Below are 23,576 nucleotides of genomic sequence, written 5' to 3'. Positions count from 1 at the left end.
CCATGACTTCTCCGGGGAAGCTGAACAAGCCACGCAACCCTCCGTACAAGTTGGCGGGCCTCGGCTTCGTGGTCATTTTGGTGGTGGCTCTTGTCTTGGTGTTCGGGCAATTCCGGGGAAGTTTCACACCCAAGACGAAAGTGACCATGGAGTCGCCGCGGGCGGGTTTGGTGATGGACCCGGGCTCGAAGGTCACTTTCAACGGCGTGGAGATCGGGCGGGTCGCCCAAGACGGGATCAAGGAGATCTCGCGTAACGGCCAGCCGGCCGCCCGATTCACGCTGGACGTCTACCCGAAGTACATCCCGCTGATCCCCAAGAATGTGCGGGCCGACCTCAAGGCCACCACTGTGTTCGGCGGCAAGTACGTGTCGCTGACGACGCCTAAGGACGAGCCTCCCCGCGGGCAGTTCGACCCCAAGCGGGACAAGATCGAGGCCAAGTCGGTGACGACCGAGATCAACACGCTGTTCCAGACCATTACCGAGATCGCCGAGCGGGTCGACCCGGTCAAGCTGAACCTGACGCTGAGCGCCGCCGCCCAGGCCCTGACCGGATTGGGCGACAAGTTCGGCCAGTCCATCGTCAACGGCAGCGCCGTCCTCGATGAAATCAACCCGCAGATGCCGCAGGCTCGTCGCGACATCCAGGGACTGGCGGCACTCGGCGACGTCTACGCCAACGCCTCGCCGGACTTGTTCGACTTCCTCAACAACGCGGTGACCACGTCACGGACGATCAATGCGCAGCAAAAGGATCTGGACCAAGCGCTGTTGTCGGCAGCCGGCTTCGGCAACACCGGCGCCGACGTCATCGGCCGCGGCGGACCGTACCTGGCGCGAGGTGCCGCCGACCTGGTGCCCACCGCCCAACTGCTGGACACCTACAGCCCCGAGCTGTTCTGCACGGTGCGCAACTACCACGACATCGAGCCCAAAGCCGCCCAGTTCCTCGGTGGTAACGGCTATTCGCTGAACAGCCACTCACAACTGCTGTCCGGCCTGGGACTCCTGCTGAACCCGGTTTCGGCGGTCGTCGCGATCGCCTCTCAGCTGGGTGCGCTGGCCGGAGTGGTGGGTGGCGCACCGAATCCCTACATCTGGCCGGACAACCTGCCCCGCGTGAACGCTCGCGGCGGTCCGGGCGGTGCGCCCGGTTGCTGGCAGCACATCACCCGCGACCTGTGGCCGGCACCCACCCTGGTGATGGACGCCGGTAACAGCATTGCGCCTTACAACCACGTGGACACCGGTTCGCCCTACGCGATCGAGTACGTGTGGGGCCGTCAGGTAGGGGATAACACGATCAACCCATGAGTATCAAAGGGACCATCGTCAAACTCAGCGCCTTCGCAGTGGTGCTGCTGCTCTTCACTGTGATGATCTTCATCGTGTTCGGGCAGATCCGTTTCGACAGCACCAATTCCTACTCCGCGGAGTTCAGCAACGTCAGCGGACTGCGGGAAGGCCAGTTCGTCCGCGCCTCCGGGGTGGAGATCGGCAAGGTCAAAACGGTCGAACTGGTCGACGGCGGCAAACGTGTGCGGGTGAAGTTCAACGTCGATCGCTCGATCCCGCTGTACCAGTCGACGACGGCACAGATCCGATACCTCGACCTGATCGGCAACCGCTACCTGGAGCTCAAGCGCGGTGACGGAGAGGGCTACGACAAGATCATGCCGAAGGGTGGGTTCATCCCGCTCTCGCGGACCTCGCCGGCGCTGGACCTCGACGCGCTGATCGGTGGATTCAAGCCGGTGTTCAAGGCGCTGAGCCCGGACAAGGTAAACGAGATCGCCAAGACGCTCATCACGGTCTTCCAGGGTCAAGGCGGGACCATCAACGACATTCTCGACAACACCGCGCAGCTCACCAACCAGCTGGCCGAACGCGACCACGCGATCGGCGAGGTGGTCAAGAACCTCAACACGGTGCTGGACACCACGGTTCGGCACCGCAAGGACTTCGACCAGACCGTGAACAACCTCGAGGTGTTGATCACCGGTCTGAAGAACCACGCCGATCCGCTGGCCGCCGGGACCGCGCACATCAGCAATGCCGCCGGGACGGTCGCCGATCTGCTGGCCGAAGACCGGGCGTCGCTGCACAAGGCGGTCAACTACCTGGACACCATTCAGCAGCCGCTCATCGATCAGCGCCAGCAACTGCTCGACTTCCTCCAAAAGGTGCCCACCGCACTGAACTCGATCGGGCGCGGCATCGGTTCGTACGGCGACTTCGTGAACTTCTACGCCTGCGACATCACGCTGAAAATCAATGGGCTACAGGCCGGCGGACCCGTCCGCACGGTCCGGCTCTTCCACCAGCCGTCGGGTAGGTGCTCGCCGCAATGAGAACTCTCGAACCTCCGAACCGACTTCACATCGGGCTGATGGGCATCGTGGTGACCATCTTGGTCATCGGCGTCGGCCAGAGCTTCACCAGCGTGCCGATGATCTTCGCGCGGCCCAGCTACTTTGGGCAGTTCAGCGACACCGGGGGGCTCAACAAGGGCGACAAGGTACGCATTGCCGGCATGGAAGTCGGCAAGGTCGAGGAACTCAAGATCGACGGTGACCACATCGTGATGAAGTTCTCGATCGGCACCAACCGCATCGGCACCGAGAGCCGGCTTGCGGTGCGCACCGACACCATCCTGGGTAAGAAAGTCCTCGAGATCGAGGCGCGGGGCAACAAGCTGCTGGCGCCGAACGCCACCTTGCCGATCGGACAGAGCACTACGCCCTACCAGATCTACGACGCGTTCTTCGACGTCACCAAGGCCGCCAAAGACTGGGACATCAGCTCGGTCAAAGAGTCGCTGCACGTGTTGTCACAGACCATCGACCAGACCTATCCGCACCTGAGCGCGACGCTCGACGGTGTAGCCAAGTTCTCCGACACGATCGGCAAGCGCGACGAGGAGATCAAGCATCTGCTTGCCCAGGCCAACCAGGTCGCCAGCGTCCTGGGCGACCGTAGCCAACAGGTGGACCGGCTGTTGGTCAACGCGAAGACATTGCTGGCAGCATTCGAAGAGCGCGGCCGCGCGATCGACGCGTTGCTGAGCAACATCTCGTCGTTCTCTGAGCAGCTGTCGGGTTTCATCAACGAAAACCCGAACCTGAACCACGTGCTCGAACAGCTGCGCACGGTCAGCGAGACCCTGGTGCAACGCAAAGACGATCTGGCTACCGGCCTGGTCGAGGTCGGCAAGTTCCTGCCGTCGCTGAACGAGGCGATCGGTTCCGGCCCGTTCTTCAAAGTGGTCCTGCACAACCTCTTCCCGGGTCAGATCGTGCAGCCGTTCATCGACGCCGCGTTCAAGAAGCGCGGCCTGGACCCGGAGAACTTCTGGCGTAGCGCCGGTCTGCCCGAGTTCCGGTGGCCCGACCCCAATGGCACCCGGTTCCCCAACGGTGCGCCGCCGCCGGCACCGCGGGTGCTGGAAGGCACGCCCGATCACCCGGGACCGGCCGTCGGACCTGGATCACCGTGCTCGTACACGCCGGCGAACCCCGGCGGCAATGTCACCGTCGGCGACGAGGGGCTGCCGCGCCCGTGGAATCCGCTGCCATGTGCGGGGGCGATGCAAGGTCCGTACGGCCCGATACCCGGTGGCTTCCCGGTTCCGCTCGACGTGCAGGTCTCGCCGCCGAACCCGGACGGCCTGCCGCCCACTCCGGGCATACCGGGCAGCGCTCGCCCCGGTCAGGAAGCTCCGGGCGTCCCCGGCACCCCGGTGCCGATCCCTGGCGCGCCTCCGCTCGCACGCACCGACCAGGCGCCGCCGGCACCGCCGTCGACCTTCGCGCCGGGCCTGCCGCCGGGTCCGCCGGCGCCACCGGGACCGGGGCCGCAACTGCCGGCGCCGTTCATCAACCCGGGTGGAGCGGGTGGTAGCGGATTGACGGGAGGTAGCCAGAATTGAGCACCATCTTCGATATCCGCAACATCAAGTTGCCGCAGATGTCGCGGGCATCGGTGATCATCGGATCACTGGTGGTGGTACTGGGGCTCGTCGCGGCGTACGTCGGCTGGAACCTTTTCCAGAAGCTGACGACTAACAGCGTCACCGCATACTTCCCGGCCGCGAACGCTCTCTATGCCGGTGACAAGGTCCAGATCATGGGCTTGAAGGTCGGCGCGATCGACAGCATCGAGCCGGCCGGCGACAAGATGAAGGTTGTTTTCCACTACGAGAACAAATACAAAGTCCCGGCGGATGCCCAGGCGGTGATCCTCAACCCCACCCTGGTGGCATCGCGAAGCATTCAATTGGAGCCGCCCTACAAAGGTGGCCCGGTGCTGCGCGACAACGCGGTGATCCCGATCGAGCGCACCAAAGTGCCGACGGAATGGGACGAGCTGCGCAACAACATCACGCACATCATTTCCCAGCTGGGTCCGACCTGCCCGCGGGAATCCGGGGAGGGCTGCACGGTTCTCCAGCGCGAGGGGCCCTTCGGTGAAGTCATCGAGTCGTTCGCCAATGGGCTGGCCGGCAAGGGCAAGCAGTTCAACACCACGCTGAACAACCTCTCGCAGGCGTTGAACGCGTTGAACGAGGGCCGCGGCGACTTCTTTGCGGTGGTGCGCAGCCTGGCGCTCTTCGTCAACGCGCTGCACCAGGATGACCAGCAGTTCGTCGCGTTGAACCAGAACCTGGCGTCGTTCACCACCCGGCTCACGCACTCCGACCAGGACCTGTCCAACGCGATACAGCAGATCGACTCGCTGCTCACCACCGTGCGACCGTTCCTCGACAAGAACCGTGAGGTGCTGTCCACCGACGTCAAGAACCTGGAGATCGTGACGAACACGCTGCTTCAGTCGGAGCCGCTGAACGGGTTGGAAACGGCCCTGCACGTCCTTCCGACAGCCGCGGCGAACGTCAATCAGATCTACCACCCGTCGCACGGTTCGGTTGTGGCCATTCCGGCCATCACCAACTTCGCCAACCCGATGCAGTTCATCTGCAGCTCGATCCAGGCCGGCAGCAGGCTGGGTTATCAGGAGTCGGCCGAACTGTGTGCGCAGTATCTGGCGCCGATTCTGGACGCGATCAAGTTCAATTACCTTCCGTTCGGGGTGAACCTGTTCAGCACGGCCGAGACGCTGCCGAAGGAAGTCGCATACTCCGAACCGCGGCTGCAACCGCCGAACGGCTACAAGGACACCACCGTTCCGGGTATCTGGGTGCCGGATACGCCGTTGTCGCACCGCAATACGCAAACGGGTTGGATCGTCGCCCCCGGGATGCAAGGAACCCAGGTGGGGCCGATCACGGCCGGGCTGATGACTCCCGAATCGCTATCCGAACTCATGGGCGGCCCGAACATCCAGCCTGTCCAGTCGACCTTGCAGACCCCACCCGGGCCGCCGAACGCGTACGACGAGAACCCGATCCTGCCGCCCATCGGGTTGGTTGCGCCGGTGCCGGTCCAGCCGCCGGCGCCGGCGCCGGAAGTCCGTCCGGGGCCCGTCGCCCCGACACCGGGCCCAGGCCCGGGGAACGCGCCGGCACCCGCACCGGTCGGAGCGCCGCTGCCGGCTGAGGCAGGAGCGGGTCAGTGAACCGGGCGACGCGCGTGACCAGTCTGCTCCGCCGCCGGGCGTGGCAGGGTCTGGTGCTGCTGGTAGCCGCACTGATGTTGAGCTCATGCGGCTGGCGGGGTATCTCGAACGTCACGATTCCGGGCGGCCCGGGCAGCGGGGCGGACTCCTACACGGTCTATGTGCAGATGCCGGACACGCTGGCCATCAACGGCAACAGCAAGGTGATGGTCGCCGACGTGTTCGTCGGCTCGATCAAGGCCATCGAGCTGAAGAACTGGATCGCCACCCTGACTCTCGGTGTCAGCAAGACCGCCAAGCTGCCCAAGAACGCGATGGCCAGGATCGGCCAGACCAGTTTGCTGGGATCTCAGCACGTAGAGCTGCTCTCGCCGCCGAATCCCTCGCCGGGGCTGCTCAGCGATGGCTGCGTCGGGCCGGACGGCAAGAAGGGGCCGTGCACCATCCCGCTGAAGAATTCGTCGGCCTTCCCGACGACCGAGCAGACACTGGCGAGTCTCTCGCTGGTCTTGCGCGGCGGCGGAATCCCGAACCTGGAAACGCTGCAGAACGAGGTCTACAACATTCTCAACGGGCGCGGCCCGCAGATTCGCGCGTTCCTCGGCAAGCTGGACACCTTCACCCGTCAGCTGAACGAGCAGCGCGACGACATCACGCACGCGATCGACTCGACCAACCGGCTGCTGACCTACGTGGGTGGCCGCAACGACGTCCTCGAGCGGGTGCTGACCGACGTTCCGCCGCTGATCAAGCATTTCGCCGACACGCAGAATCTGCTGATCAACGCTGTCGATTCGGTCGGCAGGCTGAGTCAGGTCACCGCGCAATACGTGGGCGAAGCCCGCGGCCCCCTGCATACCGATTTACAGGCGCTGGAATGCCCGCTGCGGGAACTCGGCCGAGCGTCGCCGTACCTGATCGGCGCGTTGAAGTTGATCCTGACCCAGCCGTTCGACATCGACACCGTCCCGAAGATGTTCCGCGGTGACTATGTGAACGTAAACCTGACATTGGACGTGACCTACAGCGCGGTCGACAACGCGTTCTTGACCGGTACCGGATTGTCCGGCGCCCTGCGCGCGCTCGAGCAGTCGTACGGGCGTGACCCCGCGACGATGATTCCCGACGTCCGCTACACGTCGAACCCGAACGACGCCCCCGGCGGGCCCCTGGTGGAAAGGGCGGAGAGAGGGCAATGCTAACTCCCTTCATCAGACGCCAGCTGATCCTGTTCTCGATCATGACGGTGGTCGTGCTGCTCGTGCTGGGGGTGTACTACCTGCGTGTTCCGAGCCTGGTGGGCATCGGCCGCTACACCCTCAAGGCCGAGTTGCCGGCATCGGGTGGCCTGTACCCGACGGCCAATGTGACCTATCGCGGCATCACCATCGGCAAGGTCACCTCCGTCGAACCGACCAAGACCGGCGCCGAAGCCACGATGAGCATCGACAGCGACTACAAGATCCCGCTCGACGCGACCGCGAACGTGCATTCGGTGTCGGCGGTCGGTGAGCAGTACCTGGACCTGGTGTCGAAAGGCGGCAAGCAGGGCAAGTACTACGCCGACGGACAGACCATCACCTGCGGCTCGGGGCCGGATTGCAAGAACACCGTGCCCGAGGAAATCGGGCCGGCGCTGGACACCGCTAACCGCGGTTTGGCGAAGCTGCCCAAGGACAAGATCAGTTCACTGCTCGACGAGACGGCGCAGTCGGTCGGCGGGTTGGGGCCGGCCCTGCAACGGCTCGTCGACTCGACCCAGGCGATCGTCGGCGATTTCAAGACCCAGATCAACGACGTCAACGACATCATTCAGCACTCCGGGCCGGTGATCGACAGTCAGGTGCAGTCCGGTGACGCCATCGAGCGCTGGGCGCGCAACCTGAACAGCCTGGCCAGGCAATCTGCCCAACGGGACCAGAACCTGCGCAGCATCCTGCGTCAGGCCGCGCCGACGGCCGACCAGGTCAACGAGGTTTTCAGTGACGTCCGGGAATCGCTGCCGCAGGTGCTGGCGAACCTCGAGGTCGTCATAGACATGCTCAAGCGCTACAACAAGGGCGTCGAGCAGGCGCTGGTGTTCCTGCCGCAGGGCGCGGCGATAGCGCAGACGGTGTCCGCGCCGTTCCCGAACATGGCCGCACTGGACATCGCGCCGTCGATCAACCTGCCGCCGCCCTGCCTGACCGGCTTCATCCCGGCTTCGGAATGGCGGTCTCCGGCCGACACCAGCCTCGCGCCGCTGCCCACCGGTACATACTGCAAGATTCCGATGGAGACCCCGGCGAACAGCGTGCGCGGATCGCGCAACATTCCGTGTGTCGACGTCCCGGGGAAGCGCGCCGCCACACCCCGCGAGTGCCGCGACCCTAAGCCGTACGTCCCGCTGGGCACCAACCCCTGGTACGGCGACCCGAACCAGATCCTGACCTGCCCGGCGCCTGCGGCTCGCTGCGATCAGTCGGTGCGGCCAGGCATGGTAATCCCGGCGCCGTCGATCAACACCGGCCTGAACCCTGCACCCGCCGACCGGCTACCACCCGGCGGTCTGACGCCACCCCCGACCAGTGACCCGTTGCAACGGCCCGGTTCAGGTACCGTGCAGTGCAACGGACAACAGCCCAACCCGTGTGTCTACACTCCGAGCGGTCCCCCTACGGCGATATACAACCCTCAGAGCGGCGAAGTGGTAGGGCCCGACGGCGTGAAGTACTCCGTCGAAAACTCGACCAAAACAGGAGACGACGGATGGAAGGAGATGCTGGCACCAGCCGGCTGAACCCCACCGACGCGGACGATTCACCTGAATCCGAGGCAGAACAGGTCACCACCGTGATCGAGACCGAGGATTCCCCGGAATCGCAGACTGACCAGGCCACCACAGAGGCGACGGTCGAAGATCCACCGGAGTCCGGAACCGCAGCCGACCAACCGGCGGCCGCGCGTAAGCCATCGCGGCTGGGTCGCGGTTGGCTGGCCGCCATCACCGCCGCGCTGCTACTGGCCGCCGCCGGCCTCGGCGTCGGCGGCTATCTGGCGTTGCGTTCGCACCACGAAAGCCAGGCCATAGCGCGCAACAACGCGGCGGCACTCAAAGCCGCGACGGATTGCATCGCGGCGACGCAGGCGCCGGACACCAGCGCGATGGCCGAGGCGGAACGCAAGATCGTCGAGTGCGGCACCGACGAATATCGCTCCCAGGCCCTGATGTACACCAGCATGCTCATGCAGGCTTATCAAGCCGCAAATGCGCATGTCCAAGTGGTGGACAATCGCGCCGCGGTCGAACGCACCAATAACAACGGTTCGGTCAATGTCCTCGTCGCGCTGCGCGTCAAGGTGTCCAACAGTGCTGCCCAGAACCAGGAAATCGGGTACCGGCTGCGGGTGACGATGATGCCCGTGGAAGGACAGTACAAGGTTTCGAAGGTCGAATCGGTGACGAAGTGACGTTGCTGGTCGAGGAAACTCAGACCACGGTGATTTTCCAAGCCTCATCGAACACGAGCTTGGCGCCAGAGTTGTGATCAGCAGCGGTTCGATAGTGGCTTCCCGGGAGAAACCAATGGGTCTACAGGCGCGCATTGCGTCGTCTGGCGGCAGGGGTGCCATCAGCGTAGCGGGAGTCCTCGCCGTGGTAGCCGGGTTGGTGCACGCCTGCTGGCCGATCGGCTTGCTGATGTGGACGGCCGGTGAGCGCGTCAAAGGGTCTGATTTCAAGGACTGGCGCTTGCCTTGGGTCATCGTCTCGTCCCTGGCGCAGATCTTGTTGGGGCTCCTGATCGTGGCCGGTGGTATAGCGCTGATGAAGCAGCGCCGAAGCGGACGTGCTCTGGTGGTTTACCCGGCGATCACTTTGATCGGACTCAACATCACGTCGTTGGTGCTGCGGTACTTCAACTATCCCGCCCGCATCAAGAAGGACGTCGGTTTCAAGGACATCTTCAGGTACAACGGCGTGTATTGGTGGTTCGACCATGACTACAACCAGTCTTGGGATCAATTCATCAAGTCGTACAACACGATGTTCGCAATCCAGGTTGTCGCGTTCAGCGCTCTGATGCTGTTGACGACCGCGACGCTGATCTTGGTGTACCGGACGGGAGTTCCGCAGGTCGCGACCGAGCCGACGCTCCGCCAGTCGCCGAAATCCGGGTCCCGAATCGGGCAGATTGCCCGCGCGGCGAAGCTCAGCAAATCGCCGAAAACCGATCGGACCACCGTAATCATCCACAAGTCAGGCGGGGAGGCCCGTCTGGCGCCCTGGCACGTTCGCGCGGGCGCTTTCGCGATCGACGTCCTGCCGGCGATGACGGTGGTGACCACGATGCTGCTGGTCTTCTTCACCGTGCCACTGCACAGCGCGTGGTGGTGGATATGTCTTTCCGTTGGCGGGGTTGTCTTTCTACTGATGCTGGTCAACAGGTTGCTGCTGCCAGTGGTCACCGGCTGGAGCCTGGGTCGCGCGTTCTGCGGAATCGCGGTGCTACGTCGCGACGGCAGCGCACCGGGGGCATGGACGCTGCTGCTGCGCGACGTGGCCCATCTCCTTGACACCGCTTCGTTGCTGGTGGGATGGCTATGGCCACTGTGGGATCCCGATCGCCGGACATTCGCCGACATGTTGGTGGGCACCGAGGTACACCGCGTCGAACACGACCGCCGGCCGCGCAACATCGGGCGCTGGACCGCACTGGCGGTGCTGATCGCGGCGGCGCTCTGCATGGATGGCGCCCGCGTCAGTTATGCGGTGGTGTACACCCAGCAACAGGCGACCGACCGGACGCGCGCGGAGATCGCGGTTCAGGGCCCCAAGATGGTGGCGCAGATGCTGACGTACGACCCGAAATCCTTGCAACAGGATTTTGACCGTGCCCTATCGCTGGCTACCGACAAATATCGGCCACAACTTGCCCACGAGCAGGACGTGGTGCGAAAGGGGCAGCCGGTGGTCAACGAGTACTGGGCGACCGACGGCGCGATTCAGTCGGCTGGTCCGGATTGGGCGAAGATGCTGGTGTTCCTGCATGGCCGCCGGGGTGATGGGGCCGACCAGCGCTATATCACCGCCGGTGTTCGCGTGGCTTTCGTCAAAGGCGCGGACGGCCGTTGGCGCGTTGACGACCTCACCGTTCTGTCCAGGCCGAAACCGCCGCGGGAGGGAAGATGAGCCCTCGCCGCAAGTTTCGGCCCGACGAGAGGCCGCTGCTGGGCGCGCAGGCTGCGCCGTTGCCCAGGCGGCGGTGGGAGTGGCCGCTCATCGCCTCAGTGGTGGTGCTGCTGACGGTGGCGGCGATCACGGCATCCACTCTGATGCTGATCTCCCATGAGTCGCATCGGCGAGCCGCGCAGAAGGACCGCGAGGTGCTCAGTTACGTGACCTGGTTCATGACGGGCTTCACGACCATCGATCCGTACCACGCGAACGACTACGTCGACCGGGTCTTGGCGCAAGCCACCGGCGAATTCGCCAAGCACTTCCAGGAGACGGCCAACGAGACACTGCTCACCATCGCCCGCGCCGAGCGGACTACCGGCACCGTCCTGACCGACGGGGCCGGCGTGGAACGGTGGAACGACGACGGCACCGCCACCGTGTTGGTGGCCACCGACGTCACCTCCAAGTCCGCCGATGAAAACCAGGTATTCCATAACATCGATCGCTGGACCGTAACCGCCAAGCAGGAAGGGAATCAGTGGAAGATCAGCAGCCTGCTGCAGGTGATCTGACGGTCGACGCTTCGTCAGGAACCGACGTTACCGAGACCGCCGAAGTCGACACCGAACAAGCCGAAACCGACGAAAACGCCGCTGCCACTAAAGAATCCGGATCTGCCTCCGAAAAGGGCGAGGGTGACGCGGCGCAAGGTAAGGACCGCGAGAAGAAGCCCGCGCCCAAGGGCAAGAAGGCGGCCAAGGGCAAGAAGGTGGCCAAGGGCAAGAAAGACCGTGATCCCCGCGCCAAGCGACTGCTCGGGAAGCGCGTCGCCGTCGCGATCGCGCTGGTGGCGAGCCTGCTGTTCGTCGGCTCTGCGGCGTTCGCGGGCGCAACCATGCAGGCGTACCTATCCGAACGCGCTACTGTCGCAACCAAACTCAAGGTGGCGCGCACTGCGGCCGACGCCATCACGACGCTGTGGTCATACACGCCGGAGAACATCGACACCCTCGCCGACCGGGCAGCGAAGTACCTCTCCGGCGACTTTGCCGCCCAGTACCGCAAAGTCATGAGCGAGATCGCGTCGCCCTACAAACAGCACAAGATCACCAGCAGCACCGAAGTCACCGGCGCGGCCGTCGAATCGCTCGTCGGCACCAACGCCGTCGCGATCGTGTACACCAACACGACTTCCAAAAGTGCACTGAAGAAGAACATTCCAGGCCTGCTGTACCTGGCCTACCGGGTCAACATGACGCGTGACGACCATGGCCGCTGGCTGGTGACCAGGATGTCGACCGTTACCTCCGTGAATATGACGCCTCAGCTCTAGCCGGCCGGAGCGCATGCCCGTCACTTCGCCGGTATCCGAACGGCTGACCGTCACGGCACTGTTGCTGCTGACCTTTGCCACCGGTCTGGCAGACTCGATCAGCATCCTGGTGCTCGGCCATGTGTTCGTCGCGAACATGACCGGCAACGTGATATTCCTGGGCTTCTGGTTGGCTCCGAAAACCAGCATCGACCTCACCGCGGTGGTGGTGGCGCTGCCGACGTTCGTCTGCGCCACCGTCCTCAGTGGCCGCTTGACGCGGCAATTCGGTGATCGGACGCGGCCGTGGCTGACGACGGTGTTCGGCATCGAGATAACGCTGTTGGTGACGATGTCGGTGCTGGCGGGCACCGGCATGTTGCGCTATGGCGACAACACCAAGCTGATCCTGATCGGTTGTCTCGCAGTGACTTTCGGCCTGCAGCATGCCACGGCCCGGCAGTTCGGCATCCAAGAGCTGAGCACCACGGTGTTGACGTCGACGATCGTCGGGCTCGGAGTGGACAGCCGGCTGGCCGGTGGCACGGGCGCAAGGGGGAGGCTGCGCCTCAGCGTCGTATTGACGATGTGCACCGGTGCGGCGGTCGGCGCGACGATGTCACGATTCGTCGTCGCTCCGGTATTCGCGCTGGCGGCGGCGGTGATTGCGGTGAGTATGCTGATCTTCCGGTTCGGCTAGTTGAACGCGAGCCAGCTCGGCAATGCCCGCTCATGCGAATCGCAGAGAACCTGGCGGGTATCGCAAGAGCCCCTGGGCGACCCCGCCCCGGCCCACATGCCTCCGGTGTCGCGGCGCAGCACGATGGCCGACGACCCGCCGCCGTCGAGCAGGATCGCCGTGTCGCTGCCCAGCCCGCGGAACAGGTCCTGGATGTTGTCGGGCGTGTAGTTGCCGCCTTCGAATATGTACATCTCGTCCCGCTGCTTGACGTAGGCGAGAGCCGTCCGCGCCGCGCTGGGACCGCCGTCGTGAAGCTGGCCGGTCTTGTCGGGGGACAACAGTCCTATCCCGGCCACCGCCACGAACCGCTCGTTCTTGTTGAGCAGATCCTGGATGACCGGAGTTGCGACGTCGTAGTCCTGTGTTCCCTTGGGCCGCAACACGTACGGCGCACCTCCGGCCGGCAGAATCATCGTGGTCAACGACGTCCAGCTCTCACCGCCGCCGGACAGTCCCTGCTTGCCGGGATAGGCGACGGTTCCGGTCACGGCCTGGTTGGCCCGGCCCTGGCCGTGGGTGTTGTCCACAAATGCGCCCAGCGGCGAACTGCACCCGGTCGACCTCCAGGTGCCGCCCTTCTGCGGACGTACGTCGAAGAAGTTCGCGTTGATCGCGATCGTCGGTTGCCCCATCCGCTGCCATGCCTGCAGGGGCGCGTAGGTTTCCGAGGCCTGCCACAGCCCCTCGCCGGTGCGGGCACCCGGGTTGTTCTCGCAGCGCGCCTGGTCGCCTTGGTGGGTGTCGACCAGTAGGTGCGGCTGAAGCCGTTGCGACGCATTCTTGATGACCATCAGGTGGCCGCCGTTGTTCATCTCGTACCAGCTGCCACCGCCGTTGAGCATTGGCGTGGGGTGACCGGCGCCGAAGTTGTAGACCAGGTACGAGCCCTTGGTGGTGGCGATCGCGCTCTCCAGCATCTCCCGGCCATCGGCCGCGCGGGCCGGGGGCTGGCCGGTGGTGGCGCTCAGGGTCGCGCACACAGCCACCGCTGCGCAGCAAGCGGCCAGCCGGCGCACGCCGGCAGGTGGTGTCAGCACGGTTGCCCTTTCGGCCCGGACGCGATAGCAACATCCAAGCATTAGTCACACCAATCACACTGTCAACTTTGGTAACAGCCCCGCGACGGTTGGGCGGCACTCTCGTTGCAGCAGGTCCTCGGGTGTGAACTGGCGGCGTTGAGGGTGAACATAGGGCGGGATTCTGCGCCTGAATGCGCCCTGGATTCACTTCCAAAGCCAACGATTCACACGCAAAGCCCAGGGTTCACGCGGAAAGCCCGTGGGCGCCCCGACAGGAAGGACGCCGGAATTACGTCTGCTCGCTTCGACTTTCGAGTTCGGCTTCCGGCGCGCTCTGAGGATCGCCTACCGCCTCCGCATCAGCACTGGTATCGCGCTTGCTTTTCTGCGCTTGATGTTGCGCCTGGTGCGCCTCGGCAATCGCCAGACCGACCGCCCCCGGGATCCGGTGAAAGCCGCTGCGGTCATAGATGCGCGTGACGATTCCGCCGAGCAGCAACCCGATGACCAATCCGATGGCCGTCATCAGCAACGCCTGGGACAGACCGGCATTCGCAACGCCGTTTAGATACAGCAGCGACCGAACGCCCAGGAAGACCTGGTGCATCGGCTCGAACTTCGCGAGCCAGCGGAAGAAGGTCGGCACGGCTTCCAGCGGAACCGTAGCGCCGGCCGACGGCAATCCGAGAATCACGAAGACCAGCATGCTGAACAGCATTCCCATCGAGCCCAGCACCGCGATCAGCGAACTCGACGTGATACCCACCGCGCTAATGGCGAACACCCCGTAGATCCACAATTGCCAGCCGCGGTCGACGGGCATGCCGAGGCCGTGGGCGATGGCGAGGTAAACCGCAGAGGTAAGCAGCGCCAGCACCACCATCAATCCCCACTTGACCAACAGCGTGCGGAATCGGGAGATGCTGATCAGTTCGGCGAAGCGATAGACGGGGCCGAATTCGGCCGGTACATAGCCGAGCATCGAGTCCACCAGCGTGCTGACCACGATGCTGCCGGTAAAGCCGGCCAACAGCAGCAGCAGCGCGTAGTAGAAGGCCGACAGACCGTTGCCGGTGCCGTTGGGCAGCGGGTTGTACACCGCGGACTTCACGTCGATCGGGCTGGCGAGCCCCAACGCCGACGCCCCGGTCAACGGGGCGCCACCGGTCTGGGCCGCGACCTCCTCCGAAAGATACTGGCCCACTTGGGCATTGGCCTTCACCATGGCCTGGGAGAAGGTCTGCCCGGCGATGCTCGAGCCCAACGTACCGGCGCGCTGGTTGGTCAAGATCGTGACCGACGGCCGGCTTGGGCGGTTGGGCGTCACTGAGCTCTCGCCGAACTCGCGAAGATTGGTCGAGAAGTTCACCGGAATGAACAGTTCGCCGTACACCTTCGCGGCGTCCATCAGCCGCTTCGCCTCGTCAGGGTGCACCACCCGCACATCGAACTTGTTCTTGTCCAACTGCGGGCTGTGGACCATTTCCTCCACGATTTTTGCGCCCGCAGGCCCGGCGTCCTCGTTGACGACGGCGATCGGGAAATGGCGCAGGTTGGTCGTCGGGTTCAGGATGCCGCCCAGGTAGAGGGCACACAGCGCTGACATCAGGGCCAGCGTGATGACGATCGGCGCCCCCCAGAACCGCACGGTCCGTATTGCCTTCAGCGGATTGGGCGCCGCGTGCCGCGGTTGAGTCTGGGGCATGCGGGCTCCTCTCTGTCGCGCCCACTCTATGTGGTGCTGTCGACTTGTGGTGCTACCGACTTGTGGTGCTACCGGCCGAGCATGGCATGCATCTCCCAGACCAGCACTTCCGACGGCTCGCTGGCGGTCACCCGCCGGCCGTCGTCGTCGGTGAGCCGGACCGCATCGCCTTCACCGAGTTCGCCCACCCCTTCCAGCGTGAGCCGGCCGCGCGGCACGAACAGATGCAGATAGGGAGCCGCGGGCAGGGTGATCGCGCCGCCCGGCTGCAAGCGGGCGGCGTGCAGCGCGGCGCTGCGGTTGTGCAGGCTGATGGCCGCGTCGTGCCCGGGGATGCCGGATGCGATCGTCGTCAGGCGACCGGCCAACACGTCCTCGTCGATTTCGTGCTGCTGATAGCTCGGGGAGATGCCGGTCTGGTCCGGGATCACCCACATTTGCACGAAATGCACCGGCTCCGTCCGCGAGTCGTTCTTTTCGGAATGCAGGATTCCGCTCCCCGCCGACATGCGTTGCGCCAGGCCGGGGTAGACCACGCCGCGATTGCCAACGGAATCCTGATGTGTGAGTTCGCCCTGCAGCACCCATGTCACGATCTCCATGTCCCGATGCGGGTGTGTATCGAATCCCGTTGCGGGCGCGACGATGTCGTCGTTGTTAACCAGCAGCACCCCATGATGGGTGTTGTCGGGGTCGTAATGATCGCCGAATGAGAACGAATGCTTGGACGTCAGCCACGACGTGGTGGTGACCGCCCGGTCGGCCGCGCGTCTTATCTGCACGGGTTCAATTTTCCATGCCGAACCTGGACTTGATGCGGCTTTGGCGACGAAGCATGAGGCGTGCCGATTTCGTTGATCCTTCGGTGGTCAGGCGATTCGGTAGTCGCTCAACGGGAACCGAGAAGCTTCGGCAATCCCATTGTGGGTGGAGGTGGGCCGCAGAAGCGTCGCCTCGCCGCGGTGGTTGAAGTAATACGACCGCGACGTGGCGCAGTCGCCGCGGTAAAACACCGAATTGTCGAGCAGTTCAGTCATGCGATCGAGGAAGCGTGCGTTGGCTTCCTCAGTCACTTCGAAGGTGCGGGCGCCACGGCGCCTGACTTCGCCGAGCAGCCGCGCCATAAGCCGCATCTCGCGCTCGATCGTGTCGAAGTAGGACAATCCGCTGTACGAGTACGGGCCCGCCAGGTTCAGGAAGTTTGGGAAGTACGGCATCGACACGCCTTGGTAGGCTTGGAATTTGGTCTCGCGCCACCACTTTCCGAGGTTGCGGCCCTCGCGACCGATGACCTCGATTGCCGGAAAGTTGGCGTCCCACAGGTCGAAACCGGTGGCCAGCACAAGCGTGTCGATCTGCGTCTTACGGCCGTCGACGGTCACGATGCCGTCCGGTTCGATCCGCTCGATGCCGGTGGTTTCCAGATGGACGGACGGCTTGGTGAAGGTGCGGTAGTAGGTGTTTGAGAACGTCGGACGCTTGCAGCCGAAGTCGTAATCTGGCGTGAGTTTTCGGCGCAGCTCTCTGTCGCGGATCGATGCGAACCGGAGCATCCCCGAAAAGTAGGCGGCGGTCATGTTGAGCCTACGGAACTGCCGATAGTGCAGCACCGCGGAGATCAGCATCAGCTCCAGGACATTGTCGGTGACATAACGAAATGCCCTTTGCAGCTGTGGAATTCGTCCGAACGCCCGTCGTAGCGGTGTCGGTATTCGAAAGTCGATTTTGGGCACGACGTAGATTGCGGTGCGCTGGTACACCGTCAAGTCGGCGACGCGCTTGGCCAATTCCGGGATGAGTTGCACCGCCGTGGCGCCGGTGCCAATGAGGCCGACGCGGCGACCATTCAGGTCGTAACTGTGGTCCCAGGCGGTGGAGTGGATCGTGCGACCGTTGAAGTGGGCGATACCCGGGATCTCCGGGGTATGCGGCTGCGAGAGGAACCCGGTCGCGGCGATGAGGAACCGCGCTGACAACGTATCGCCGCCCGCCACCGTTACTTGCCAGAGCTGAAGTTCCTCGTCCCACCGCGCACTCTCGACGGTGGTGTCGAACCGCATGTGACGGCGCACGTCGTATTTGTCGGCGACGCTATCGGCGTATTTCTTGAGCTCCTGGCCGGGCGCGAACAGCCGCGACCAATTCGGGTTGGGCTCAAACCAGTAGGAGTACGTAGTCGACGGGATGTCGACGGCCAGACCCGGGTACCTGTTGACGTGCCACGTTCCGCCGAGGTCGCTGTCCCGCTCCAAGATGACGAAGTTCTGGTAGCCGACCCACTTGAGCTGGATCGCTGCGCCCATGCCCCCGAAACCGGCCCCCACGACGATCGCGTCCAACGGCTCCGATGCCATGAGAAGACGGTACCTCAGGTACCAGGTACTTTTCGAGCCGTCGGGCTCACGTGCACGTCGTCATCGCCAACGCTCCCGAAATGGCCAATTCGCGGATCACTGCGCCGGCTTTCAGGACCAGGTAGCTACATGGTTATCCAGAATCGCTGAATCGACCGTCCCTCATCGGTGGCCGCGTCGTCTGCACGCCGCCCACCTTCGCTGCTTCGTCCACGGCCTCATCCTGCGCCGCTCGCCTACTCCTGCGCGACAACCAGACGGCTGAATCCAAGTGTCCACCTAACGGTGGACAGCAAGCCGCGGAAAATAATTGCTGCCTTGCACATCTGCCACCGCGAAGCGTGGGATAAGCCGAACATTCGGCGTCAAAGCGAAGCGGGCAGGCCGAACTTCGCGAACAGGCCGTCGTCCAGGAATGCCACCACATGCGAAACGCCGTCGGGCGTCATGTCCAGCACATGCAACTGAAAGGGCACATGCACGTCACCCTGGCGCATATACATGGCGGCCGCGGGCTGGCCGTTCGCGACCAACGGGAGCATGCGCATATCGCCGGGCGACTCGGCCGGGCACTGCTGGTGAATGAGCGTGACGATGGCCTGCGGACCTTGGTACCAGCCGACGTAGGGCGGCATCTCCCAGATGGCCTCGCTGGTGAACATCTCCACCAGCCGGTCGATGTCGTAGGTCTCGAACGCCGCGATGTAGCGGCCCAGCCGATCCCGCGCCTCCGCGGAATCCGGCGCCACCAGCTGGTCGTCCGCGCTGGGCCCGACGGCATCCAGCTGAGACCGGGCCCGCTGCAGGAGGCTGTTGACGGCGACGGTAGTAGTGCCGATCGCGTCGGCCACCTCGGCGGCCTTCCACTGCAGCACGTCGCGCAGCAGCAGCACCGCGCGCTGGCGCGGTGAAAGATGCTGCAGCGCAGCAACAAACGCCAACCGCACCGACTCCCTGGTGCCGACAATCGTGGAAGGATCCGCCGGGTCGTCCACCAATTCCGGCAACGGCTCCAGCCAGGGCACTTCGGAGCGCTCCACCAACTCCGCCGTCGGCTCCGAGCTGGACGTGCCCAGCCCGGTCGGCAACGGCCGGCGTGCGCGGCCCTCCAGCGCGCTCAGGCAGGTATTGGTGGCTATCCGGTGCAGCCAGGTTCGCAGCGACGACTTTCCTTCGAAACGGTCGTATGCCTTCCAGGCGCGCAGAAATGTCTCCTGCACCAAGTCCTCCGCGTCGTGCAGCGACCCGGTCATCCGATAGCAGTGCGCGAGCAGTTCCCGACGGTACGGCTCGGCATGGGTGGAGAAGTCTGCGTCGAAACTTTCCGCTAGCACACTCACGTGAACGAGGGTACGCAGCGGGGCTGACATGCCCGCGCGCGGAGGCACCGAGGTCTCGTAAGCTGCCCGTAATGACTACCAACCGCACGGAACGGAATTTCGACGGTGTGGGCGGCGTGCGCATCGTTTACGACGTCTGGATGCCGGCGACTCCGCCGAAGGCGGTGGTGGTGCTTGCGCACGGGCTTGGCGAACACGCGCGGCGCTACGACCACGTCACCCAGCGCTTCGGCGAAGCCGGCCTGGTCACCTATGCGCTCGACCATCGTGGGCACGGCCGCTCCGGCGGCAAGCGGGTGGTGGTGCGGGATATCGCCGAGTTCACCGCGGACTTCGACACGTTGGTGGGTATGGCCAAGCGCGAGCATCCCGGCCTGAAATGCATTGTGCTGGGGCACAGCATGGGCGGTGGGATCGTGTTCGCCTACGGCGTCGAACGCCCGGACGACTACGACTTGATGGTGCTGTCGGCGCCGGCGGTGGCGGCCCAGGACCTGGTGAACCCGCTGGTGGCGTTGGCGGCCAAAGGGCTCGGCGTCCTTGCGCCCGGTCTGCCGGTGCAGGAACTCGACTTCACTGCCATTTCCCGCGACCCGGAGGTGGTGTCGGCGTACGTGAACGATCCGCTGGTGTATCACGGGAAGGTGCCGGCTGGTCTTGGTCGCGCGCTATTGCAGGTCGGTGAGACTATGCCCCGGCGGGCACCGGCTTTGACGGCGCCGCTGCTGGTGGTGCATGGCACCGACGACCGGCTGATCCCGATCGACGGCAGCCGCCGGCTGATTCAGTGCGTCGGATCCACCGACGTCGAGTTGAAGGAATATCCCGGGCTTTACCACGAGGTCTTCAACGAGCCGGAACGCAACCAGGTGCTCGACGACGTGGTCGCCTGGATCACCAAGCGGCTGTGAGTCGTCGAAGCGAGATGTCGTACGGCTCGCGTAGTTTGACGCTATGAGCGACGACAAGATGCTGGCACGCATCGCCGCACTGCTGCGTCAGGCCGAAGGCACCGACAACCCCCATGAGGCCGATGCGTTCATGGGCGCCGCCCAGCGCTTGGCGACGGCGGCCTCCATCGACTTGGCAGTCGCCCGATCCCACCAGTCCAACCGAACGGCCGCACAGGCACCCACCCAGCGCACCATCACTATCGGGACCGCGGGTACGCGGGGCTTGCGGACGTATGTGCAACTTTTCGTCCTTATCGCGTCCGCGAACGACGTGCGCTGCGACGTGGCGTCGAATTCGACCTTCGTCTATGCCTACGGTTTCGCCGAGGACATCGACGCGACGCACGCCCTGTACGCCAGCCTGGTCGTACAGATGGTGCGGGCTTCGGACAGTTATCTCGCCTCGGGCGCACACCGGCCCACGCCGACGATCACCGCTCGCCTCAACTTTCAGCTGGCGTTCGGGGTGCGGGTCGGGCAGCGCCTGGCGGAGGCGCGCGAGCAGGCGCGCCGAGAGGTGGCCGAAGATCGTAGTCGTTCGCCCGGCACCGCTATCGCACTGCGGGACAAGGAGATCGAGCTGCAAGATCACTACCGCAGCGCGTCCAAAGCGCGTGGCACCTGGCAGGCCGCCAGAGCCACCGCCGGGTATTCGTCGGCGGCGCGACGCGCGGGTGACCGGGCGGGCAGGCGAGCGCGGCTCGGAAACAGCACCGAGCTGCCCGGATCGCGGACCCCGCTGGGCCGGTGACACCCGAGCCGGTGCCGCCGGCGGAATCGCCCCGAGATTCCCAGCGCTCCAAGGTTTATGCGGCGGAGGACTTCATCCGGACGTTGTTCGATCGCGCCGCCGAACACGGCTCGCCCGCGATCGACTTCTTCGGCACCCAGTTGACGCTGCCGCCGGAGGCCCGGTTCGGGTCCGTGGCGTCCGTGCAGCGCTACGTCGACGACGTGCTGGCACTACCCGCGGTGCGGGAGCAATGGCCGACGGCATCGTCGCTACGAGTGCGGGCACGCCGGGCGGCCACCGCCGCACATTACGAAAACCGTGATGGCGCAGGAATTATCGCCGTTCCCGATCGTGGCACCGCCGACTGGGCGATGCGCGAACTGGTGATACTACACGAGTTGGCGCACCACTTGTGCCAAGCGCAGCCGGCGCATGGTCCGGAATTCGTCGCAACGATCTGCAGGCTGACAGAGCTGGTGATGGGACCCGAACTCGGGCACGTGCTGCGTGTCGTCTACGCCAAAGAGGGGGTTCGATGAGCGATCCTGACCTCCGTGCCGCCGAAGTCGAAAGTCAGATGACCGACGACGAGCGATTCTCATTGATCGTCGGCGTGATGGGGGCGAGCGATATGTGGCCGTTGCGCGACGACCGCATCCCGCCAGGTGTTCCGATGTGCGCGGGCTATGTCCCCGGGATTCCCCGACTGGGCGTCCCGGCGCTGCTGATGAGTGACGCCGGCTTGGGCATCACCAACCCCGGGTACCGCCCGGGTGACACCGCGACTGCGCTGCCTGCCGGACTGTCCCTGGCCGCCGGTTTCGATCCGGAGCTCGCCCGTGCCGCGGGTGAGGCGATCGGCCGGGAGGCCCGCAGCCGCGGCTTCAACGTGCTATTGGCCGGCGCGATGAACCTGGCACGCGACCCGCGAAACGGCCGCAATTTCGAATACCTCTCCGAAGACCCGCTTTTGAGCGGAATTATCGCCGCCGGCTCGGTCAACGGAATACAGCAGCAGGGGGTCATCTCGACGGTCAAGCACTTCTCGCTGAACTGCAACGAGACCAACCGGCATTGGCTGGACGCGATCATCGATCCCGACGCGCACCGCGAATCGGACCTGCTGGCCTTCCAGATCGCCATCGAGCGGTCGAAGCCCGGCGCCGTGATGGCCGCATACAACAAGGTCAACGGCGCGTACACCGCAGCCAACGAGGTTTTGCTCAACGAGGTGCTGAAAGGTGCCTGGGGATACCGCGGTTGGGTCATGTCCGACTGGGGCGCGACACCGAGTTGGGAGTGTGCGCTACACGGCCTCGACCAGGAGTGCGGCGCCCAACTCGACGCCTTGTTCTGGCAGGCGGAGATGTTCACCGAGCCGCTGCGAATCGCCTGCGCCGACGGCAGGTTTCCCAGAGAACGCCTGTCGGACATGGTCCGGCGGATCCTGCGGTCGGTGTTCGCGGTCGGCGTTGACCGGTGGCCGGCTGCTGAGCCGGATAGCTTGGCGCGCAAGGATTTGGTGCACAACGAGATTGCCTTACGGATCGCACGGCAGGGGATCGTGTTGTTGGCGAACCGCGGCGTGCTGCCGCTGGCACCTGAGACGTCGGCGCGCATCGCGGTCATCGGCGGTTACGCACAATTAGGCGTACCAACCGGCGGCGGCTCCAGCGCCGTCGTCCCCCCGGGCGGTTACGCGGATGTGATTCCGATCGGCGGAGCGGGCCTGACGGGAGGAATGCGCAATCTCTATCTGCTGCCGTCGAGCCCACTCGACGAGCTGAAAAAGCAACTCCCGCACGCCCAGATCGAGTTCGACCCCGGCATCAGCCCGGCGGAGGCGGTGCTGGCGGCACAGCGAGCAGACGTCGCTATCGTGTTCGCGGTCCGCGTCGAGACGGAGGGCTTTGACATCGCCGACCTCTCGCTGCCGTGGGGCCAGGACGCGGTGATCGCCGCCGTCGCTGCCGTCAACCCGAACACCGTGGTGGTGCTGGAGACCGGCAATCCGGTGGCCATGCCGTGGCGCGAGTCGGTCAATGCCGTTGTGCAGGCCTGGTATCCGGGTCAGGCGGGCGGCCAGGCCATCGCGGAAATCCTGACCGGGCGTGTCAACCCGTCGGGTCGGCTGCCGATCACCTTCCCAATCGACCTCGGCCAGACACCGCGGCCGCAGCTGCCCGGCCTCGGCGCGCCGTTCGGCAAGCCGACCACCATCGACTACTTCGAAGGCGCCGACGTCGGCTACCGCTGGTTCGCGAAACAGGGTCAGGAGCCGATGTTCGCCTTCGGTCACGGCCTGTCCTATACCAAGTTCGAGTACCGCGATCTGACGGTCTCGGCCGGTACCACCGTGACTGCCGGCTTCACCGTTCACAACACCGGCGATCGCGGCGGCGCTGACGTGCCGCAGCTGTACCTGACGGACGCCCCGGACGGGAAACGGTTGCGGTTGTTGGGGTTCGAGCGGGTGGAGCTCCAGCCCGGCGACAACTGCGGGGTGACCATCGAGGCGGATCCGCGCCTGCTCGCCCGCTACGACGGCGGTGTCTCCGGGTGGCGCATCGCATCGGGCAACTACGCCGTGGCCGTGGGCGCTTCGGCGGCAGACCCGAGGTTGGCGGCCGAGGTCGAGCTGGCCGGTCGCGTGTTCGGCCGATAACACCCGACCGGCCTTTCCG

At 64.8% G+C, this 23,576-nt stretch carries 19 protein-coding genes and 1 pseudogene; 15 read left to right on the top strand and 5 right to left on the bottom strand.

What is annotated here, in order from left to right:
• The first annotated feature begins 2 nt into the window (after window positions 1-2).
• The 11 genes from A5791_RS04050 (at window position 3) to A5791_RS04000 (ending at window position 12,746) form a co-directional block, all read left to right on the top strand.
• Window positions 3-1,316, top strand: a complete 1,314-nt coding sequence (locus A5791_RS04050) for an MCE family protein (protein WP_067231477.1) — start codon at window positions 3-5, stop codon at window positions 1,314-1,316.
• Window positions 1,313-2,353, top strand: a complete 1,041-nt coding sequence (locus A5791_RS04045; RefSeq protein ID WP_067231474.1) for a virulence factor Mce family protein — start codon at window positions 1,313-1,315, stop codon at window positions 2,351-2,353. Before A5791_RS04050 ends, A5791_RS04045 begins: the two co-directional genes overlap by 4 nt.
• Window positions 2,350-3,930, top strand: a complete 1,581-nt coding sequence (locus tag A5791_RS04040) for a virulence factor Mce family protein (RefSeq protein ID WP_067231470.1) — start codon at window positions 2,350-2,352, stop codon at window positions 3,928-3,930. The genes A5791_RS04045 and A5791_RS04040 overlap by 4 nt, the downstream gene beginning before the upstream one ends.
• Window positions 3,927-5,576 carry a virulence factor Mce family protein gene (locus A5791_RS04035; RefSeq protein ID WP_067231467.1) on the top strand — a complete coding sequence of 550 codons (1,650 nt, stop codon included), beginning with the start codon at window positions 3,927-3,929 and terminating at the stop codon, window positions 5,574-5,576. Before A5791_RS04040 ends, A5791_RS04035 begins: the two co-directional genes overlap by 4 nt.
• Window positions 5,573-6,778 (top strand): virulence factor Mce family protein, encoded by a 1,206-nt coding sequence (locus A5791_RS04030; protein ID WP_067231464.1) that lies wholly within the window; start codon window positions 5,573-5,575, stop codon window positions 6,776-6,778. The genes A5791_RS04035 and A5791_RS04030 overlap by 4 nt, the downstream gene beginning before the upstream one ends.
• Window positions 6,772-8,355, top strand: a complete 1,584-nt coding sequence (locus A5791_RS04025; protein WP_067231461.1) for a virulence factor Mce family protein — start codon at window positions 6,772-6,774, stop codon at window positions 8,353-8,355. The genes A5791_RS04030 and A5791_RS04025 overlap by 7 nt, the downstream gene beginning before the upstream one ends.
• Entirely contained in the window at window positions 8,325-9,026 is a 702-nt protein-coding gene (locus A5791_RS04020) for an Mce protein (protein ID WP_067231457.1), read from the top strand. The genes A5791_RS04025 and A5791_RS04020 overlap by 31 nt, the downstream gene beginning before the upstream one ends.
• Before the next feature lie 775 nt (window positions 9,027-9,801).
• Window positions 9,802-10,746 (top strand): RDD family protein, encoded by a 945-nt coding sequence (locus A5791_RS04015; RefSeq protein WP_067231520.1) that lies wholly within the window; start codon window positions 9,802-9,804, stop codon window positions 10,744-10,746.
• The gene (locus A5791_RS04010) at window positions 10,743-11,306 is read left to right on the top strand and encodes a mammalian cell entry protein (protein ID WP_067231453.1); all 564 of its coding nucleotides are present in this window, start codon (window positions 10,743-10,745) and stop codon (window positions 11,304-11,306) included. Before A5791_RS04015 ends, A5791_RS04010 begins: the two co-directional genes overlap by 4 nt.
• Entirely contained in the window at window positions 11,273-12,067 is a 795-nt protein-coding gene (locus tag A5791_RS04005; protein WP_067231450.1) for a mammalian cell entry protein, read from the top strand. The genes A5791_RS04010 and A5791_RS04005 overlap by 34 nt, the downstream gene beginning before the upstream one ends.
• A gap of 13 nt (window positions 12,068-12,080) precedes the next feature.
• On the top strand, window positions 12,081-12,746 hold the full coding sequence (locus A5791_RS04000) for a YoaK family protein (RefSeq protein ID WP_067231447.1): 666 nt from the start codon (window positions 12,081-12,083) through the stop codon (window positions 12,744-12,746).
• Here A5791_RS04000 and A5791_RS03995 read toward each other — a convergent pair.
• The 5 genes and pseudogenes from A5791_RS03995 to A5791_RS03975 form a co-directional block, all read right to left on the bottom strand.
• Window positions 12,743-13,867, bottom strand: a complete 1,125-nt coding sequence (locus A5791_RS03995) for a phosphodiester glycosidase family protein (protein ID WP_067231444.1) — start codon at window positions 13,865-13,867, stop codon at window positions 12,743-12,745. The two genes, A5791_RS04000 and A5791_RS03995, sit on opposite strands and share 4 nt — an antisense overlap.
• Before the next feature lie 229 nt (window positions 13,868-14,096).
• On the bottom strand, window positions 14,097-15,512 hold the full coding sequence (locus tag A5791_RS03990; RefSeq protein WP_067231441.1) for a YhgE/Pip domain-containing protein: 1,416 nt from the start codon (window positions 15,510-15,512) through the stop codon (window positions 14,097-14,099).
• Window positions 15,513-15,580: 68 nt separating this feature from the next.
• Entirely contained in the window at window positions 15,581-16,294 is a 714-nt protein-coding gene (locus A5791_RS03985) for a pirin-like bicupin family protein (protein WP_231995793.1), read from the bottom strand.
• A gap of 87 nt (window positions 16,295-16,381) precedes the next feature.
• Window positions 16,382-17,866: an NAD(P)/FAD-dependent oxidoreductase gene (locus A5791_RS03980; protein WP_067231435.1), complete on the bottom strand. Its 1,485-nt coding sequence runs from the start codon at window positions 17,864-17,866 to the stop codon at window positions 16,382-16,384.
• Window positions 17,867-18,231: 365 nt separating this feature from the next.
• Window positions 18,232-19,330, bottom strand: a pseudogene (locus tag A5791_RS03975) (sigma-70 family RNA polymerase sigma factor).
• On the opposite strand from A5791_RS03975, the gene A5791_RS03970 reads away from it, so the two are divergent.
• Genes A5791_RS03970 through A5791_RS03955 form a run of 4 tightly spaced genes read left to right on the top strand, consistent with a single transcriptional unit; the run spans window position 19,278 to window position 23,557 of the window.
• Window positions 19,278-20,117 carry an alpha/beta hydrolase gene (locus A5791_RS03970; protein ID WP_067231428.1) on the top strand — a complete coding sequence of 280 codons (840 nt, stop codon included), beginning with the start codon at window positions 19,278-19,280 and terminating at the stop codon, window positions 20,115-20,117. The pseudogene A5791_RS03975 and the gene A5791_RS03970 overlap by 53 nt on opposite strands.
• 43 nt (window positions 20,118-20,160) lie before the next feature.
• The gene (locus A5791_RS03965; protein ID WP_067231425.1) at window positions 20,161-20,910 is read left to right on the top strand and encodes a DUF2786 domain-containing protein; all 750 of its coding nucleotides are present in this window, start codon (window positions 20,161-20,163) and stop codon (window positions 20,908-20,910) included.
• A gap of 11 nt (window positions 20,911-20,921) precedes the next feature.
• Window positions 20,922-21,431, top strand: coding sequence for a TIGR04338 family metallohydrolase (locus A5791_RS03960; RefSeq protein WP_067231517.1), 510 nt, complete (start codon window positions 20,922-20,924; stop codon window positions 21,429-21,431).
• Window positions 21,428-23,557 carry a beta-glucosidase gene (locus A5791_RS03955; protein ID WP_067231422.1) on the top strand — a complete coding sequence of 710 codons (2,130 nt, stop codon included), beginning with the start codon at window positions 21,428-21,430 and terminating at the stop codon, window positions 23,555-23,557. Before A5791_RS03960 ends, A5791_RS03955 begins: the two co-directional genes overlap by 4 nt.
• Window positions 23,558-23,576 lie beyond the last annotated feature (19 nt).

It is taken from the genome of Mycobacterium sp. 852002-51163_SCH5372311 (assembly GCF_001667115.1).
GTDB lineage: Bacteria > Actinomycetota > Actinomycetes > Mycobacteriales > Mycobacteriaceae > Mycobacterium.
This window is presented reverse-complemented; position numbering and strand designations above follow the sequence as displayed.